General features: G+C 64.9%; 14 protein-coding genes and 1 pseudogene. 5 read left to right on the top strand and 10 right to left on the bottom strand.

Annotated elements, in window-relative coordinates:
• Positions 1–177 precede the first annotated feature (177 nt).
• The 3 genes and pseudogenes from sorB to HAP41_RS39275 form a co-directional block, all read right to left on the bottom strand.
• A complete protein-coding gene (gene sorB / locus HAP41_RS39285) occupies positions 178–486 on the bottom strand; it encodes a SorB family sulfite dehydrogenase c-type cytochrome subunit (protein ID WP_071917135.1) in 309 nt (102 codons plus the stop codon).
• Positions 487–498: 12 nt separating this feature from the next.
• Positions 499–1,696, bottom strand: a pseudogene (gene sorA, locus HAP41_RS39280) (SorA family sulfite dehydrogenase catalytic subunit).
• Between the two features lie 217 nt (positions 1,697–1,913).
• A complete protein-coding gene (locus HAP41_RS39275) occupies positions 1,914–3,644 on the bottom strand; it encodes an adenylate/guanylate cyclase domain-containing protein (RefSeq protein WP_175618002.1) in 1,731 nt (576 codons plus the stop codon).
• A gap of 438 nt (positions 3,645–4,082) precedes the next feature.
• Here HAP41_RS39275 and HAP41_RS39270 point away from each other — a divergent pair, with 438 nt between their 5' ends.
• Together HAP41_RS39270 and HAP41_RS39265 are read left to right on the top strand one after the other, a co-directional pair.
• Entirely contained in the window at positions 4,083–5,588 is a 1,506-nt protein-coding gene (locus HAP41_RS39270) for a glycosyltransferase family 39 protein (protein ID WP_414643299.1), read from the top strand.
• Between the two features lie 256 nt (positions 5,589–5,844).
• Positions 5,845–6,087: a hypothetical protein gene (locus HAP41_RS39265; protein WP_166081584.1), complete on the top strand. Its 243-nt coding sequence runs from the start codon at positions 5,845–5,847 to the stop codon at positions 6,085–6,087.
• Between the two features lie 12 nt (positions 6,088–6,099).
• Here HAP41_RS39265 and HAP41_RS39260 read toward each other — a convergent pair whose 3' ends face one another.
• The 4 genes from HAP41_RS39260 to HAP41_RS39250 form a co-directional block, all read right to left on the bottom strand.
• Positions 6,100–6,300 (bottom strand): hypothetical protein, encoded by a 201-nt coding sequence (locus tag HAP41_RS39260; protein WP_166105515.1) that lies wholly within the window; start codon positions 6,298–6,300, stop codon positions 6,100–6,102.
• A 316-nt stretch (positions 6,301–6,616) separates the two neighbouring features.
• On the bottom strand, positions 6,617–6,751 hold the full coding sequence (locus tag HAP41_RS50170; protein WP_256461605.1) for a hypothetical protein: 135 nt from the start codon (positions 6,749–6,751) through the stop codon (positions 6,617–6,619).
• Positions 6,752–7,338: 587 nt separating this feature from the next.
• The gene (locus tag HAP41_RS39255; protein WP_166081618.1) at positions 7,339–8,364 is read right to left on the bottom strand and encodes a YcjF family protein; all 1,026 of its coding nucleotides are present in this window, start codon (positions 8,362–8,364) and stop codon (positions 7,339–7,341) included.
• Positions 8,361–9,830: a YcjX family GTP-binding protein gene (locus HAP41_RS39250; RefSeq protein WP_166081629.1), complete on the bottom strand. Its 1,470-nt coding sequence runs from the start codon at positions 9,828–9,830 to the stop codon at positions 8,361–8,363. The genes HAP41_RS39255 and HAP41_RS39250 overlap by 4 nt, the downstream gene beginning before the upstream one ends.
• A 180-nt stretch (positions 9,831–10,010) precedes the next feature.
• Between HAP41_RS39250 and trhA the strand changes: the two genes are divergently transcribed.
• Both trhA and HAP41_RS39240 read left to right on the top strand, forming a co-directional pair.
• Positions 10,011–10,706, top strand: a complete 696-nt coding sequence (gene trhA, locus HAP41_RS39245; protein WP_028151267.1) for a PAQR family membrane homeostasis protein TrhA — start codon at positions 10,011–10,013, stop codon at positions 10,704–10,706.
• A gap of 93 nt (positions 10,707–10,799) precedes the next feature.
• Complete coding sequence (locus HAP41_RS39240) at positions 10,800–11,594, top strand: SDR family oxidoreductase (protein ID WP_071909673.1); 795 nt, start codon at positions 10,800–10,802, stop codon at positions 11,592–11,594.
• A 152-nt stretch (positions 11,595–11,746) separates the two neighbouring features.
• Here HAP41_RS39240 and HAP41_RS39235 read toward each other — a convergent pair whose 3' ends face one another.
• Positions 11,747–12,208, bottom strand: a complete 462-nt coding sequence (locus HAP41_RS39235; protein WP_166081650.1) for a MarR family winged helix-turn-helix transcriptional regulator — start codon at positions 12,206–12,208, stop codon at positions 11,747–11,749.
• A 75-nt stretch (positions 12,209–12,283) separates the two neighbouring features.
• Between HAP41_RS39235 and HAP41_RS39230 the strand changes: the two genes are divergently transcribed.
• Complete coding sequence (locus HAP41_RS39230; RefSeq protein ID WP_166081654.1) at positions 12,284–13,072, top strand: glucose 1-dehydrogenase; 789 nt, start codon at positions 12,284–12,286, stop codon at positions 13,070–13,072.
• Between the two features lie 110 nt (positions 13,073–13,182).
• Here the strand turns inward: HAP41_RS39230 and mdlC are convergent, their stop codons facing one another.
• Positions 13,183–14,805, bottom strand: a complete 1,623-nt coding sequence (mdlC, locus tag HAP41_RS39225; protein WP_166081658.1) for a benzoylformate decarboxylase — start codon at positions 14,803–14,805, stop codon at positions 13,183–13,185.
• A 169-nt stretch (positions 14,806–14,974) separates the two neighbouring features.
• A complete protein-coding gene (locus tag HAP41_RS39220; RefSeq protein ID WP_166081662.1) occupies positions 14,975–15,826 on the bottom strand; it encodes an HTD2 family dehydratase in 852 nt (283 codons plus the stop codon).
• Between the last annotated feature and the right edge of the window lie 7 nt (positions 15,827–15,833).

Genomic DNA, 15,833 nt, shown 5'->3' with positions numbered 1-15,833 from the left:
TCTCGAACCGCCAGTCCCCGCCAACCGGCCGGTTCGGTCCTAACAGGATCGCGGAATGTGGCCGGCTTGGTAGCTCAAACCATATCGGCATTTCGCCGAATTCCGCTCAACTTCGCAGCGTTTTTGCCGATTTTGCCCGTTTCGCGGTCAATTGATCGGCACGCCGCGCGCCATCCGTCAATAAGTCGCGGCCAGATAATCGACGATCTTGCCGACATCGGCATCGTCGATCGGGGCGCCATAGACCTTGATCATCTTGGTCACCTCGGCCTGCCAAAAACCTTTCTTGTCCTTCATCGGCGGCTGCGTGTTGACGTAATCGGCCGAGTGGCAGGCGCTGCAATTGCCCTGCACGACCTCGAGATTGGGGCCCGGCTTGAAGGCGGCGACCTCGTCGGGCGTCTTGTAGTTGAGCGGCGCTGCAAGGGCCGAACCGACCATGGCGGCGACGGCGAGTGAGATGGCGAGGAGAACGGTGCGCTGCATGATCATTCTCCCTCAGGCCACGTTGACGCGGACGGTTTCGACGACGTTGCGTAGATAACCCGCCGGGTTCCAGCGTGGCGCATCCGGCTGGGTCTCGCCGCCATTGCCGGTGGCGCGCACCTTGAGCTCGTGGGCGCCCGCCGCGAGCTTCACCGGCAGCTTCCATTCACGGAATGAGTATTTGCCGAGATCCTTGCCGAGCTTGGCGCTGACCCAGGTCTTGCCGCCGTCGGTGGAAACCTGGACGTCCTTGATGCCCTTGCCGCCGTCGAAGGCGATGCCGCGCAGCGTCGTGCCGCCGGCCTTCAGCTTGGCGCCATCGGGAACGCTGGTGATGAAGGACCGGATGGTGAAGCGGTTGATCGGGATCGTCGCCTTCGGCGCGGTGCCCGGCTCGACCGCATTGTTCGGCGTGTCCGGAATGCGATAGGCCGACTTCATCCAGAAGCCGTCATAGACATTGTCGATGACGGTGATCTCGTTGAGGTGCTTGACCCAGTAGGTGCCGTAATAGCCGGGCACGATCAGGCGCAGCGGGAAGCCGTTGAGGAACGGCAGGTCCTCGCCGTTCATGCCATAGGCCAGCATCACCTCGCCGTCGGTGGCGTGATCGAGATCGAGCGCCTTGACGAAATCGGGCGTCTTGTCGCTGACGGGGCCGTCCATGCCGTTGAAGGTGACCTGCTTGGCGCCGCTCTGCACGCCCGCCATCTCGAGCACGGCCTTCAGCGGCACGCCGCGCCAGCGCGCATTGCCCATGGCGCCATTGGCGAGCTGGCCACCGGCGACACGCGGCTCGGAGAAGCCGCGGCTGTTGCCGGAGCACTGGTTGACGGCGACGATCTCGGTCGCCTTCATTTTCCTGATGTCCTTGAGCGACAGCTTGAGCGGCTTGTCGACCTTGCCCTTGACCTCGAGCGTGAACTTGTCGGGATCCAGATTGTAGGGCAGGTCCGAGAGGTGATAGCGGACGAAGAACGCGTTATTCGGCGTGATCGGACCGTCGTTGAAGATCGAACGGCGTCTCGAGCTGCGGCGGCCGGCTGGTCAGGCCGATCATCGGCCGCTTCTGCGGATATTTCACCAGCGGCCGCTCGCCATTGGCGAAGGGAAGCGTGACGGTGTCGAGTGCCAGCGCCTTGGTGGAATTCAGTGTGGCCGCCATAGCGGCAAGGCCCGCTCCTTTGAGCAGGTCGCGTCGATCGAACATTCTCGTCTCCTCCCGGAGCTTTTCGTTGGACCGCGGTCATCACCGCGATCCCGCGCTCATCTGTCGCAACGATTGAGATGAAGTCAATTCGTGCTTTCGCAGCAGGCCCATGTCGCTGCGTTGCAGCAACGCGGTGTTACGTTCGTAACGAGATTGCCGAGCTGTAGCCGCAGTGAAAGTGCAATCCCTCTCCCCGCAAGCGGGGAGAGGTGAAGAATCAAGCTGCGACGCGCTCGCTTCGGTCAACCAGCGCCGACAGCTGCCTCGTGTCCGCAACCACGCGCACGGCCAGGGGCTCGTCGCGGCCGCGGATCGCGACCTCCTGCTGCGGCAGCGCATCGTCGGCAAGGCCCGCGGTACGGCGGACCTCCTCCGAGACGATTGCTTCGCAGGCCAGTGTCTTGGTCATGTCCTGGAGCCGGGCGGCGACGTTGACGGCATCGCCGAGCGCGGTGAAGACGATGTGATCGCGATAGCCGATGTCGCCGATGATGACCTCGCCGCCGTGAATGCCGATGCCGAAGCGGATCGGTTGGCGGAGATCGTGGCTCAGGAGCTCGTTGAGCTCGTCGATATGCGTGGCGATGCTGGCGGCAGCCTTCAGTGCTTGCCGGCAGGCGGTTTCCGGATCGGCTGACAGCCCGAACAGCGCCAGCATGCCGTCGCCGACGAACTGGTTCGGCTGGCCGCCATTCTCGATCACGGCCCGCGAGACGGCGCCGAGGAAGCGGTTGACGATGAAGACGGTGTCGAACGGCAGCCGCTTTTCGGCGAGTTGCGTCGAACCGCGCATGTCTACGAACAGGCTGACGAGGTAGCGCTCCTGGCCGATTCTGGCCGATGTCGAGGTCTGCCCGTCCGCCGAATGCGTGTGGGGCGTGAACAGCTGGAAGAAGGAGAGGTCGGAGTCCGGTCGCAGCTGGCAGGCAAGCCGGATCGAGGGATCGGCGGTGCCGACGCGCGCGAGCACGAAGGCCTCGCGCTGCGACGGCTCGGGCAGGGCGGCATGGTCACCGATGATGCGGATGCGGCAGGTCGAGCAGCGGGCGCGGCCGCCACAGACGCTGGCATGCGGCACATTGTGGCGCAGGCTCGCCTCCAGCACGGAGAGACCCTTCGGCACGCGCACCGTCTTGCCGTTGCCGTAGGACAGCGCGATCATGCCGCGGCGCCGCTCGCGCAAGGCGCGCACGCCGCGTGCCGCCAGCGCCAGTCCGAGCAGGCCGACATAGCCGATGGTGAGGCCGCCGGTGATGCGGTCGAGCGTCGCCGCTTCCGCGGTCGAGCCGAGCTGGCGACGGGTGAGATTGTGCGTGCGCCATTCGCCGTCGTCGACCTCGATCTGGACACTGCGTCCGCCCTGGTAGACGCCGAGCAGCGACAGCGTCGGGATCAGCACGGCGGCGGCGAGCAGATAGGGCGCGGCGCGCGCGAAGAACGGTTTCAGGCGCAGCCAGAAATAGATGCCGATGCAGCCATGGACCCAGGCGATGATCAGCAGGACCGTCATGGTCCAGATGCGGTTCGAGGTGACGAAGAACAGATAGAGTTCCTGCGGATAGAGCTTCTGGTGTCCGTACAGCGTGTAGCCGAGCCGGACGCCGATCACATGCGCCATGACGAGGGCCGGGATGCTCAGGCCCAGCACGAGCTGGAGCGGCTCGATCGTCCGCCAGCGGAACTGGCGGCGCTGATAGAGTGCGTAGATGCCGAGCCCCATATGCGTGAGCGCGGCCGTATAGAACACGATCGCGATGGGGAGGAACCGCCAGAACGCCGTGTGATAGTAGACCCCGATCTCCATGGCATCGACCGAGATGTTGCCGAGCGCATGGTTGAGGAAATGGCTCACCACGTAGGAGAACAGGATGACGCCGCAGACGAGCCGAACCTGCCGCATGCTGGTCGCGCGGGACAGTTCGGACAATCGTGAGGATGCGGTGGCCATGATTCGGTTTGTATCAGTTCATGAAGGAGAACAGCCAGCGTAGCGTTTAATTCCAGGGGCGGACAGCTGGCCTGATCACATGCGCGGCAAGGTTACCGAACCGTAGGGTGGGCAAAGGCGCGCGCCACACCCACCGCTGTCGTCCCGGACAAGCGCCGCGAAGCGGCGCGGCGATCCGGGATCCATAGCCACAGGATCGGATTTGACGAAGACTCGTGGTTACCAGTTCGCGCCACGACTCCTCCCTGTGGCTATGGGTCCCGGGCTCGCGACTATGTCGCGCCCCGGGACGACAGCGATATGCGCGACGCCCCCGCATTGACTCCCCCTCCCAGGTTGGCGAAAAGCGCGGCCGTGACGACAGCCCCTGATATCACTACGCCCCCAGCCGGCGCCGTGCGCCGGCCCCTCGTCGTGGCCGTGCTCGTCATCGCCGCGATGACGCTGCTGCGCATCGTCTACGCCTCCGCCATCGAGCTGCGCACCGACGAGGCCTATTACTGGACCTGGTCGAAGGAGGTAGCGCTCAGCTTCCTCGATCATCCCCCCATGATCGCCTGGTTCATCCGTTTTGGTACCGCGATCTTCGGCGACACCGTGCTCGGCGTCCGCTTCGGCGGCATCGTCGCGATGCTGGTGACGCAGCTGCTGCTCGCCGACATCGTCCGCCGCCTCACTCATGATGCGCGCGCCATCATGTTCGCGGTGCTGATGCCGGAGGCTGCGCTCTATTACGGCCTGCTGATGGCCAAGGTCGCACCGGACGTTGCCATGATCCCGTTCGCGGTGGCGATGATGTGGGCCCTGGTGCGGCTCGCGCAGGGCGGCGACGGACGCTGGTGGCTGGCGGCGGGCCTGTTCGCCGGGCTGTCGATGCTGTCGAAATTCACCGCGATCATGTTCGCGCCGGCGGTCGCCGCGTTTCTGCTGGTGCCGGATTGGCGCTGGCGCTGGCTGCGCAGTCCTTACCCCTATCTCGCGGTGCTGATCGCGATTGCCGTGTTCTCCCCGGTGCTGATCTGGAACGCGCAGCACGACTGGGCCTCGTTCCGTTTCCAGGGCGTGCGGGCCACCGCCAATTACGGCATCTCGCTGCGCACGATCGGCGATTACATCGGCCTGCAATTCGGCCTGGTCGGCTTTGTCATGCTGCCGGTCGTGCTGTCAGGCCTCGGGATGACGGCGTGGCGCGGCTATCGCACGCGCGAGCCGGTCGCGATCCTGCTGTCGACCGCGGTGCTGGTGCCGTTCCTCTATTTCTTCTTCAAGTCGACGACGCTCAGGGTCGGCGACACCTGGCCGATGTTCATGTGGCCGGTCGGCTTTGCCGCCGCCGCGGTCAACCTCGTCATGCTGTCGCGCGAGCACTGGTCGGCGCGGATGATCCGGTCGAGCATCTTCTGGCTCAACACGGCGGTCGTCACGGGGATCGCCTTCGTCGTCATCGTGTTCCTGTACTACGTCGCCGCGCCCTGGAATCTCCTCGGCAAGATCGACCCGATCGGCGCCGAGGCCGGCTACGAGCAGGTAGCTGCGCGTGCGCAGGCCGCGCTCGACGAGACCGGCGCGACCTGGATCGCGACCACGGACTATCGCACCTACGCGATGATGCGCTGGTTGTTCAGGGGCCGCGTGCCCGTCGTCGAGATAAACGAACGCGGCCGCTTCCAGGGTTTTCGCGATCCCGGCATGGATCGGATCAGCGGGCATGCAGGCATCTATGTCGGGCGAGAGCCGGACAATCGCGCACCGGTGTGGGGATCGATCCCGGCGAAGCGCGAGCAGCTCGACCAGGTCGAACGTCGCTGGCGCGGCGTTCTGACGGATACCTATGTGATTGAGAAGCTCACCGGCTGGACGCCGGAACTCTCGCCGCCAACGGATTCGCCGCTGTTTCAATGGCGGGTGCTGGCGGGGGAATTCGAGAAGCGTACGCTCGCCTAGCGAGGCACCCTTCTTCCCTTCTCCCCTTGTGGGGTCCCAAAGGCAAACGAGGCCACGCGTTGAAGCGGCTTGGCGTGGCATGATAACAACATAGAGCAGAAATCTGAGCTGATCGCTTAGCTGCAACCAGCATTCTTCCCGACATTCACAGGCCGCCATCCCAGATTACCACCCGCTCAAGCATTTAAGCCACTAAGCTGGAGCTATCGTGACGAAACATATTTTCTCTTATTGATATTATCTACGGGGATAGGACATGTTTGATGTCTATCGCAATGGCAAGCGGGACTTCCTCGTCGTCAGCAACGGCTCTCCGATGCCCGCGCTCTACTCTTCCAACAAATGGCGCAAGAGCAGAGCGAGAGTTCTCAAGGTCAGCGACGAGATCAAGGCAGCCGTCCAGGAGCGAGGTTATTATCTTGGCAGCGTGCGGGTGACCAAGAAGGACCTGATCCACACCGAGTGCAGCGTTGCCGATACGACACCGGGCAATCTCTGAACATCCGGCCGACTAGGCCGCCAACCGCGCCAGCCCGGCCTCAATCACGACGATGTCTTCCTCGATCTGTCGGATCGTACTCGTGCAGTCGATCCCGGTACATGCATCGAGATCTGCGATAAGTTTGCGGCGCTGTGTCCGAAGCTCATCAAGAGTTGCTTGGTCCCTGAGGGAAACGTATCCCTCCACGATCAGCTCAATTGCACCTGCCACCATCAAACTCCCCACGCCTTGTTAGCCCCGTCAAGGCACTCCCGACCAGGCGAGGATCGAGCGTGCCAATTGGTTACGCGGCTCAATCCCGCGCACTGAGTTCTTCCAGAACAACGCGCCTCCGCAGCTCGTGCGCAGCAGCGGTCAATTGAGACCCTGCGATCAGCCCGAGCCGCTTCAATCTTGAGAGAGCGACGGGGGCACACAGCTCGATGGAGAGCCCGGCGCCCAATATCGCAATGGCGCGTTGCTCCTCCGCGTCGAGATCAGTCCATGGGATGCCCTTCATCACCGGCCTCAAATCGTCCAGTGCACCTCAAAATCCAAACGCGCGCCTGATTTGCCGCAGCATATCCATGGCCGCGTCGGTGTACCGACCGTTGGTCAGGTATCGATCCAGTTGCAGTGTGCTGATCAGCGCCACAAGCGCTGCCATTAAGCCCTTAAACATTGGGCCTCTCCTGAAAGAGACCGCCAACCGGGCGTGTCGAAATATTGAGCCGTTTTCAGAATGTGCGCCGCATATGGCGGCCTAATATGCAAATGGTGACATTGACTGGTAACCAGTTTCTTAACGGGGTGATGCGCCGTGGTATGGGGCGACCAGAGGCTGACTTAAAAACGACGACTTGAATTGCCGCCTCCTTGTGCTCAGTTGCCATAAACCGCGGCAGATAATCCTCCAATACTCGAAAGGGCTAACTCGATAGTTCGCTTGCGAGGCGCGGCTTGACTGAGCAAGGTCATTTTACCGGACAATTGCCCTTTAACCCCGTCCGGATCTGCCTCAGATCAGCCGGCGAGGGATGATATTCCGCTCGTTGGCTCGATTGGGTGGCACTCAGCTGCTCGGAGCCTTTCGTGTGGTCCTTTGCTGTTGCGGCACTGTTCCTGGCGCTGTTGGTGTTTGGTGCGGTCGGGTTTGTCATTGTGAGCTTCGACTTTCCCGATGAACCGCGAGCTTAAGCTTCGCTCATTCAGGCGCCGCGCCATGTGCCGGTCCGGCGAATGGCGCGAACGATGGCGCGGATAGCGCCGCTACTCCTCGTCCTTCTTCCGCAACAGATCCGTCGCGAGGTCCGACAGTTTTGGCGGCGGCAGCGCCGCGAACGGCAGCGGGCGCGTCACGTCGATCGCGGCTAGACCCAGCCGCGCGGTCAGCAATCCGTTCAGCACACCTTCGCCAAGCCGCTGCGACAGCTTTGCCGCGATGCCATGGCCGAGCATCTGCTGCACCAGGCTGTCGCTCGCGGCCATGCCGCCGGTGATGGCGAGATGGGCGATCACGTGGCGGAGCAGGCGGATCATGCCGAGCGCGCCGGGGCGACCGCCATAGAGAAAAGCGAGCTGACGGATCAGGCGCAACGCGGCCACGAACACGAACAATACGTCGATCGCCGCGCGTGGCGAAACTGCGGTCACGATCGAGACCTTTTGCGCGGCCGACGACACCAGTCGCCGCGCTTCCGCATCCAGCGGCGACATCAATTCGCGCTCGGCAAGCCGGATCATGTCGGCGCCGTCGATGATCTCGCCGGTGTGGCTCTCCAGCGTCGCGCGGGCGCGCGCAAGCTGCGGATTCTGGTGCGCGATCTTGAGCAGGTCCTGCACGATGACGCGGCTCTCCTTGCGATCGTCGCTGGCAAGGACCGCGGCTGCGCGCGCATGCAGCTTCTCGATGGTTGCAAGGTGCGCCAGACCAAAGGCCTCGCGCCCGATCACCACCGCGAGCGCCAGTGCGGTGACGAAGGCGAATGCGAGGCCGACGAAGCCGAGCGTTTCGCTGCGCGCAAACAGATCCTCGATCAGACGGACCACGCCGAGCCCGGTGCCGAGCAGCGTCAGCCCGCCGAGTCCGGACCAGAACAGCGTGCCCCAGGGAAAGCCGCGGCGGGCTGGCAGAGCGGCCTCGATCGGCACTGGCAGCGCCTGCGGATCGTGTTCTGGCGTGATCTGGATCGTGGCGCGTCCGAGCCGGCTGGTCTCGTCGGCTTCGGTGACGACGACGCCGGGATCGTCGAGCCGGAACGTCGCCGGCCGCCGCGGCTTGGATCGATCGTTCATGACAGCTTGTCTCCGATCAGGAACTGCAGGGCACGGTCGAGGCGGATGTGTGGCAGCGCCGGCTCGTCATTGCCCTTGCGTTCGAGCTTTGGCGGACGGAAGCGCAGGAAGCGAAAATCGCTCTTCTCGGCGGCTTCGGTCGAGAGGCCGCGGAATGCGCCGGTGCCGTTGAACAGCGGCTCGGGGTCCGGCGGCAGGTCACCCGGAAAGGTCGCAACCTCCGTGTTGCCGTCAAAAAACTCGCCGCCTGCGCTTTCGCCGGCCGCCGGCGTTCCCAGGATCGACGGCAATTTGTCGCGGCCATGCGCGACCTGGGCCTCGCGCGTGGCGCGAACGGCAGCGAGCGCCACCACGTCGATCTCCGCGCCGGTATCTTCCGCGCGCACCACCGCACGGGTGACCGCGCGGCGCAGCACCGCCTCGAGCCGGTCGTGACTGGAATGATGCAGATGGTCCGCCTTGGTCGCCGCGAACAGGATGCGGTCGATACGCGGCCGGAACAGGCTGGAGAGGAACGTGCTGCGGCCGATGCGGAAGCAGTCGAGAATTCCGGCAAGCGCGGCTTCGAGATCGTGCAGCGCTTCGGGGCCGGAGTTGAACGCGGCGAGCGCGTCGGCCAGCACGATCTGGCGATCGAGCCGGGCAAAATGATCATGGAAGAACGGCCGCACCACGACGTCCTTGTAGGCCTCGAAGCGGCGGACCATCATCGCCCACAGCGAGCCGTCCGGTGCCTGGCCGCCCACGGGTACGTCGAGCGGCGCAAAAGTCAGCGCCGGCGTGTCGGCGAGATTGCCGGGCATCAGGAAGCGGCCGGGCGGCAGCAGGCTCATCGCGAACCGCTCGTCGCGGCAGGCGCGCAAATAGCCGGTGAAGAGCTTTGCCGCCGTCAGCGTCGCCTGCTCGTCCTCGCGCGCCTCGGGCTTGAGCGTCGCGAGATGCGCGTGCCAATCCGCCGCAAGATGCGCGCGCGGCGCCTCGCGCGACAGCGCGAGGCTTTCGGCCGACCATTGCTCATAGCTCTTCTGGAGCAGCGGCAGGTCGAGCAACCACTCGCCGGGATAATCGACGATGTCGACCGTCAATGTGCGGTCGGCGCCGTTCTGGCGCTGATAGTCGATGACGAGCCTGAGTTCGCTGATGTCGACGGTCGAGTTCGGCCAGCGCCGCTCCTCGAGCAGCGCGCGCAAATGGTTCTCATAGGCGAAGCGCGGCACGGCGTCGTCCGGCTGCGGCGCCAGATGCGCCCGCGCGATCCGGCCCGAGGCATAGGCCTCGAACACCGGAAAGCGGCCGCCACGGGTGAGGCCGTGGATCAGCGCGGTGATGAATACGGTCTTACCGGCCCGTGACAGGCCGGTGACCCCGAGCCGCACCGTCGGGTTGAAGAAGTGCTCGCCATAGTCGATCAGCGCCCTTGCCGACAGCCGTGCTTCTTCGACCATATCCTGGAAACTGAATGCCATATGAACGTGATTGATCTCGGGGCGGGCGGAACAGTGAAGCCGTTCACAAAAGTGGCAACTGCGTAGGGAAAATCAAGCTTCATACTTCCACCGCCTTTATCGGCAAATCAGCCGTTTGAACGATGCGCCGATCGCGAAAGACCCTACAAGAGGGCATTGTCTGAGCCCTTGCGGATTGCCATGACCGTCTTCCAACTGAAACAGCTCGCATCCACCTCCGTCCACGCCGCGGCCGACGCGATCGGCTGGAACTACGACCGTGCCGAATTGATCGCGGACGGCGTGATCCACGCGATCGGCGTGTTCTGCGGCATCGTCGCCGCCACGGTCCTGGTGGTGCTGACGGCGGTTTACGCCGACGCCACCAACATCGTCGGGGTCTCGATCTATGTCGCCGGCCTGCTCTCGATGCTGGTGCTGTCGGCGACCTATAATCTCTGGCCGGTCTCGCCGGCCAAATGGCTGCTGCGGCGGTTCGACCATTGCGCGATCTATCTGCTGATCGCGGCGACCTATACGCCGTTCATCCTCGAGGTGAGGGACAGTGTGTTCGCGCTGGTGCTGCTCGGCGGCGTCTGGTGCGTCGCGATCCTCGGTATCGTGCTGAAACTTCTCTATCCCGGCCGGTTCGACCGCGTCGCAGTCGGAATCTATCTCGCGATGGGCTGGAGCGGCGTGATGGTCTACGACGCCGTGGTCAAGGCGCTGCCTGCGCTGGTGCTGGGCTTCATCCTTGCGGGCGGCCTGCTCTACAGCTTTGGCGTGATCTTCCATGCCTGGCGGCGGCTGCGCTTCCAGAATGCGATCTGGCACGGCTTTGTCTTGGCCGGCGCGGCGTGCCATTATACCGCGGTGCTCGACCTCGTGTTGAGCTGAGCAAGATCCGCGAAGCGGAATAAGCGAAGCGGTATAAGATAGCGAAGCGCTATCCGAAAAGAGAAGCGCTACAAGACAAAGAGGAGACGTCGCATGCAGGTGACCGGCAAGGTCGTGGTCGTCACGGGCGGCGCAAACGGCATCGGCAAGGCGCTGTGCGAGGCCTTCCACAAGGCGGGTGCCGCCAAGGTCGTCGTCGCGGACATGGACGCCGCCAATGCAAGAGCCGTCGCCGCCACGGTGGATGGCGCGGCCTTCAGATGCGACGTCGCGCAGGAAAAAGAGGTCGCTCACGTCATCGAGGAGACCGAACGGCAGTTCGGCCCGATCGAATTGTTCTGCTCCAATGCCGGCATCGGCGGCGGCTTCGATCCCATGTCGGTCAATGCCGGTGGCGCCTCCGACGAGCCGTGGCAGCGGAGCTGGGCGATCCATGTCATGGCCCATGTCTATGCGGCGCGGTATCTCATTCCCCGCATGAAGGCGCGCGGCGGCGGATACTTTCTCAATACGATTTCGGCGGCAGGTCTGCTGTCGCAGGTCGGCAGCCCCGCTTATTCCACCACCAAGCACGCCGCGGTCGGCTTTGCCGAAAATCTCGCGATCTCGCACAAGGCGGACAATATCAAGGTCTCGATCCTCTGCCCGCAGGGCGTCGACACCAACATGCTGCGCTCGATCCCGAAGGGCCCGCAATCCGGCGATGGCGATCTCACGCCGGAGCAGGTTGCGAAAGACGTGCTCGCCGGCCTCGAGCAGGAGACATTCCTGATCCTGCCGCACCCCCAGGTGCTCGGCTACATGCGCAAGAAGACCGAGAATTACGACCGCTGGATCGGCGGCATGGCCAAGATCCAGGCGAAGATGCGGGAGGAGTTCGGGAAGTAGCCGCCATACTTGACGCTGTCATGCCCCGCCTAGTGCGCAATTGCGCACGGGGGCGGGGCATCCAGTACTCCGCGGCGGTCATTGGTTTGCACAACTGGCGCCGCGGAGTACTGGATCGCCCACCTTCGCGGGCGATGACACTGAGAATGCGGCTACGCCGCCGACTCCCCCTCATCCTCCATCCGGCTCTGCCGCAGCGCCCGCGCATAGAGCATCGTGCCCTCGCGCACCGTGCGCTGCTCGGTCTCTGTCAGCGCGGCCAGCGCGCCGCGCACCTGCTGGCGTCCGAACGCGTGCAGCGCCTCCAGCGTGCGCCGGCCCCTCGCCGTCAGCGACAACAGCTTGCTGCGCGCATCGGCTTCGTCAGGCGTCTCCCGCAGCTCGCCGCAATCGACCAGCTTGCGCACCATACGGCTGACGCTGGATTTCTCCAGCCGCAGGAAATCGCCGAGGTCGCCTGAGTTCATCGGGCCGCGGATGCCGATCTCCAAAATGGTGTGCACCGCCGAGGGCGGATAGTCCGAGGCCGCCACCGTCGCATCCATGAAGCCGAGCTCCCGCACCATCAATCGCGAGGCGGCGCGGATGTCGTCGATCAGCGCAAGCTCGGCCATCTTGACTCCCAGCATATAGTTGTACCATACAACTATATGCGCGCAACGTCGCGCGCAAGCGTTTTGGAGTGAGCCATGAGCGGAACTGTGCCGGCCGGGATGCGGATGAGAGGCAAGGTCTGCCTCGTCACGGGCGGCGGCAGCGGCAGCGGCAGCGGCATCGGCCGCGCCACGGCACTGCGGATGGCCTCGGAAGGCGCCGAGGCGATCGTCGTTGCGGGGCGGCGCGAAGCCGAAATCAAGGACACCGCCGCAGCGTGCCGGGAGCTCGGCGCTGACGCGATCGCGATCCAAACCGACATCACGCAAGAGGATGACGTCGAACGTCTGGTTCGCACGGCGGTCGACCGCTGCGGCCGGCTCGATGTCGCCTTCAACAATGCCGGATTCCAGGAGCGCCGCGCGCCGCTGGAAGAGCAGGGCATGGAGATCTACGACACGGTGTTCGACACCAATGTCCGTGCGCTGTTCTTGTGCCTGCGCCATCAACTGCCGGCGATGCTGGCGCAGGGCCGCGGCAGCATCGTCGTCAACGCCTCCGTCAGCGGCATGCGCAATCCCAATCCCGGCTTCTCGCTCTACTCGGCCTCGAAGGCCGCCGCGATCTCGCTGACACGCTCGGCCGCGATGGAGAATGCCCCGCGCGGCATCCGCATCAACGCGATCGCGCCGGGCCGGGTCGTCACCGACATGATGCTGCGCGCCGGCGTCGGCGATGTCGCGACCGTCAGTGCGGGCCTGCCGCTGCGGCGGATGGGGAGCCCGGAGGAAGTGGCGGAGGCCGTGGTGTGGCTGTCGTCCGACGCGTCGTCGTATGTCGTTGGCCACGTGCTCGCGGCGGACGGGGGATTTTTGGCGTCGTGATGTCGTAGTCGTAGTTCGTAGCCCGGATGGAGCGCAGCGTAATCCGGGTCGACTCGCTTGTGGCACGATTCCCGGATTTCGCTTCGCTCCATCCGGGCTACGCGCCCCCCCTAATGCTTCTGCCCGTACAGCACCGGCACCGCCGAATCCACGACGACCTCGACGAGGCTCGTCCCCTCGAACGCCATTCCGCGCTTGAGCGCCTCGCCCAGCTCCACGGCCTTGCTCACCCGCACCGCATGGCACCCCATGCCCTCGGCGAGCCTGACGAAATCGATCCCCGGCAGCTCCAATCCCGGCACGTTCCTCACCTGCATCACCTGGCTGAACGAGCGCATCGCGCCGTAGCCGGAATTGTTGATGACGACGATGGTCAGCGGCAGTTTTCGTTGCGCGGCGGTCCACAGCGCCTGGATCGAATACATCGCCGAGCCGTCGCCGATCAGGCACACCGTCCGTTGCTTCGGCTTGCCGAGCGCCATGCCGACCGCGGCGGGTAGCGAGTAACCGAGGCCGCCGCTCGCCATGGTGTAGAAGCTGTCCTGGCCGCGCATCGGCATGAACTTCTGCATCGCCGGCCGGTGCGAGGGCACTTCCTCGACAAGCGACGCGTCGTCCGGCATCGCCTGCGACAGCGAGTGCAGCAGGAATTCAACCGGCAGCGGATCGGCGGCTTGTGGCGCCGGCGGCAGCGTGCGGCCTTTCGGCGTCGCGCGTTTGCTCTCCGGCAACAAGTCGAGCAGCAGGCTCAGCGCCGGCTTCATGGTCGCGATGATGCTGGTGCCGACGGGCGTTACCGCGGCCGCATCCGGATCGTCGGTGATCTGGAAGATCGTCGCGCCGCCGTCGAAGATCGCGGCATGGCCCTCGACATGGAAGGTGAACACCGGCGCGCCGACGACGACGACGAGATCGTGCTCGCGCAGCGCATCGGACAGCTGCGCCGGCGAGGCGTGCAGGAACCCCGCGAATTGCGGATGCCGCTCGGGGAACGAGCAGCGTGCAGAGAACGGGCTGACCCAGACGCTGGCCTTGGCCTTCTCGGCGAGGCGCACCATCAGATCGACCGCGCCGGCGCGGTCGACGCCGGGGCCGACCACGAGGGCAGGGTGTTTTGCTGAGCCGAGCGCGGCGACCAGCGCCTTCATCGCGTCCGGCTCGGGCCCGATCTCGCGGCTGACCTTGCGCGCCTCGACCGGTGCGGTCGCATGCGCCCAGTCGTCGATCGGGATCGACACGAAGGTCGGCCCGCAGGGCGGCTGCATCGCGGTGTAATAGGCCCGCGCGATCGCGGCCGGCACGTCCTCCGGCCGTGCCGGCTCGACGCTGTATTTCACGTAAGGCCGCGGAAACTCCGACGCGCGCTCGGCATAGAGGAACGCCTGCAGGGGCAGGATCGAGCGCGCCTGCTGGCCCGCGGTAATCACGAGCGGCGTCTGGTTGCGGTGCGCGGTGTAGATATTGCCGAGCGCGTTGCCGACGCCGGCCGCCGAGTGCAGATTGACGAAGCCCGCATTGCGCGTCGCCTGCGCGTAACCATCGGCCATCCCGACGGCGGAGGCTTCCTGGAGTGCCAGCACGTAGTCGATATCGTCGGGCCAGTCGCTGAGGAACGGGAGCTCGGTCGAGCCGGGATTGCCGAACACCCTGTCGATGCCCAGCGAGCGCAGCAGGTCCAGCGTCGCCTGCTTCACGGTGACGGACTTGCTGCCGCTCTTGCCGTTCTTGGCCATGGTTTCCGTCCCTGTTGTTGATTGCCGCTACTAGCCTCACCCGTTATTGCGAGCGAAGCGAAGCAATCCAGACTGCCTCTGCGGTGACGGTCTGGATTGCTTCGTCGCTACAGTGCAAAATTGCTCCGCAATTTTGTCACGAGCTCCTCGCAATGACGAGGAGAGAGCGTCACCACACCGCTGTCCCCTGCATCGTCGGCTGCCCTTCCGCATTCGCGGTCCACAGCTCCAGGCCCGCCTCGGTCTCGTTGGCGTTGATGGAGAACTCGGTCCCCTCGAACAGCGGCTGCACGCCGCGATACGAAAACTTCTTCGGCGCCTTGCCGTCGTGCAGCTTCGCCGCCATCTCCACGATCAGCGCCGCCTGCAGCGGGCCGTGGAAGATCAGGCCCGGATAGCCCTCGACCTTGGTGACGTAGTCACGGTCGTAATGAATGCGGTGGCCGTTGAAGGTCAGCGCGGAATAACGAAACAGCAGCACGGGATCGGACACGTGCGTCTCGCGGTGCTGCGCCTTCGGCGGCGGAGGCGGGGCCTTGGCGCCGGCGGGCGCGCTGCTCGTCATCTCGCGATAGACGATGTCCTGCCGCTCGCGGATAGCAACGCCCCGCGGCGAGGAGATGCTGTGCTCGACCGAGACGAAGCACAGCGTGCCGGTCGAGCCGGATTTCACCTGCACATCGGCGATGCGCGAGGTCCGCGTCGATTCATCGCCGACGCGCAGCGGCTGCAGGAATTCGATCTCGCCGCCGGCCCACATCCGGCGCGGCAGCGGCACCGGCGGCAGGAAACCGCCGCGGGTCGGATGGCCGTCGGGGCCGAGCATCGACATCGGAAACACCGGCTGCGCCAGGCACCAATGCACAGTGAACGGCGCGGCATCGCCCGCTTTGGGCTCGCCGACTTCCTGGAACAGCGTCGCGCGCAAGCCCTTGGCGAGCTGCGCGGTGACGATGTCGGTGGCCTCCGTGCTGCGGCCGATCCATTGCCGCAAGTGATCGATGTCGAGCTTCTCGGTCATGACGCCT

Origin of the sequence: Bradyrhizobium barranii subsp. apii, from assembly GCF_011516635.5 — a bacterium.
Lineage (GTDB): Bacteria > Pseudomonadota > Alphaproteobacteria > Rhizobiales > Xanthobacteraceae > Bradyrhizobium > Bradyrhizobium barranii.
Note: the sequence above shows the minus strand (reverse complement) of the source record. Positions and strands in the feature narration are given on the sequence as shown.

What these genes read in the sequence shown, in the direction of transcription:
- sorB (WP_071917135.1), bottom strand. Translation starts at nt 486, where the DNA reads ATGCAGCGCACCGTTCTCCTCGCCATCTCACTCGCCGTCGCCGCCATG.
- HAP41_RS39275 (WP_175618002.1), bottom strand. Translation starts at nt 3,644, where the DNA reads ATGGCCACCGCATCCTCACGATTGTCCGAACTGTCCCGCGCGACCAGC.
- HAP41_RS39270 (WP_414643299.1), top strand. Translation starts at nt 4,083, where the DNA reads ATGACGCTGCTGCGCATCGTCTACGCCTCCGCCATCGAGCTGCGCACC.
- HAP41_RS39265 (WP_166081584.1), top strand. Translation starts at nt 5,845, where the DNA reads ATGTTTGATGTCTATCGCAATGGCAAGCGGGACTTCCTCGTCGTCAGC.
- HAP41_RS50170 (WP_256461605.1), bottom strand. Translation starts at nt 6,751, where the DNA reads ATGTTTAAGGGCTTAATGGCAGCGCTTGTGGCGCTGATCAGCACACTG.
- HAP41_RS39255 (WP_166081618.1), bottom strand. Translation starts at nt 8,364, where the DNA reads ATGAACGATCGATCCAAGCCGCGGCGGCCGGCGACGTTCCGGCTCGAC.
- HAP41_RS39250 (WP_166081629.1), bottom strand. Translation starts at nt 9,830, where the DNA reads ATGGCATTCAGTTTCCAGGATATGGTCGAAGAAGCACGGCTGTCGGCA.
- trhA (WP_028151267.1), top strand. Translation starts at nt 10,011, where the DNA reads ATGACCGTCTTCCAACTGAAACAGCTCGCATCCACCTCCGTCCACGCC.
- HAP41_RS39240 (WP_071909673.1), top strand. Translation starts at nt 10,800, where the DNA reads ATGCAGGTGACCGGCAAGGTCGTGGTCGTCACGGGCGGCGCAAACGGC.
- HAP41_RS39235 (WP_166081650.1), bottom strand. Translation starts at nt 12,208, where the DNA reads ATGGCCGAGCTTGCGCTGATCGACGACATCCGCGCCGCCTCGCGATTG.
- HAP41_RS39230 (WP_166081654.1), top strand. Translation starts at nt 12,284, where the DNA reads ATGAGCGGAACTGTGCCGGCCGGGATGCGGATGAGAGGCAAGGTCTGC.
- mdlC (WP_166081658.1), bottom strand. Translation starts at nt 14,805, where the DNA reads ATGGCCAAGAACGGCAAGAGCGGCAGCAAGTCCGTCACCGTGAAGCAG.
- HAP41_RS39220 (WP_166081662.1), bottom strand. Translation starts at nt 15,826, where the DNA reads ATGACCGAGAAGCTCGACATCGATCACTTGCGGCAATGGATCGGCCGC.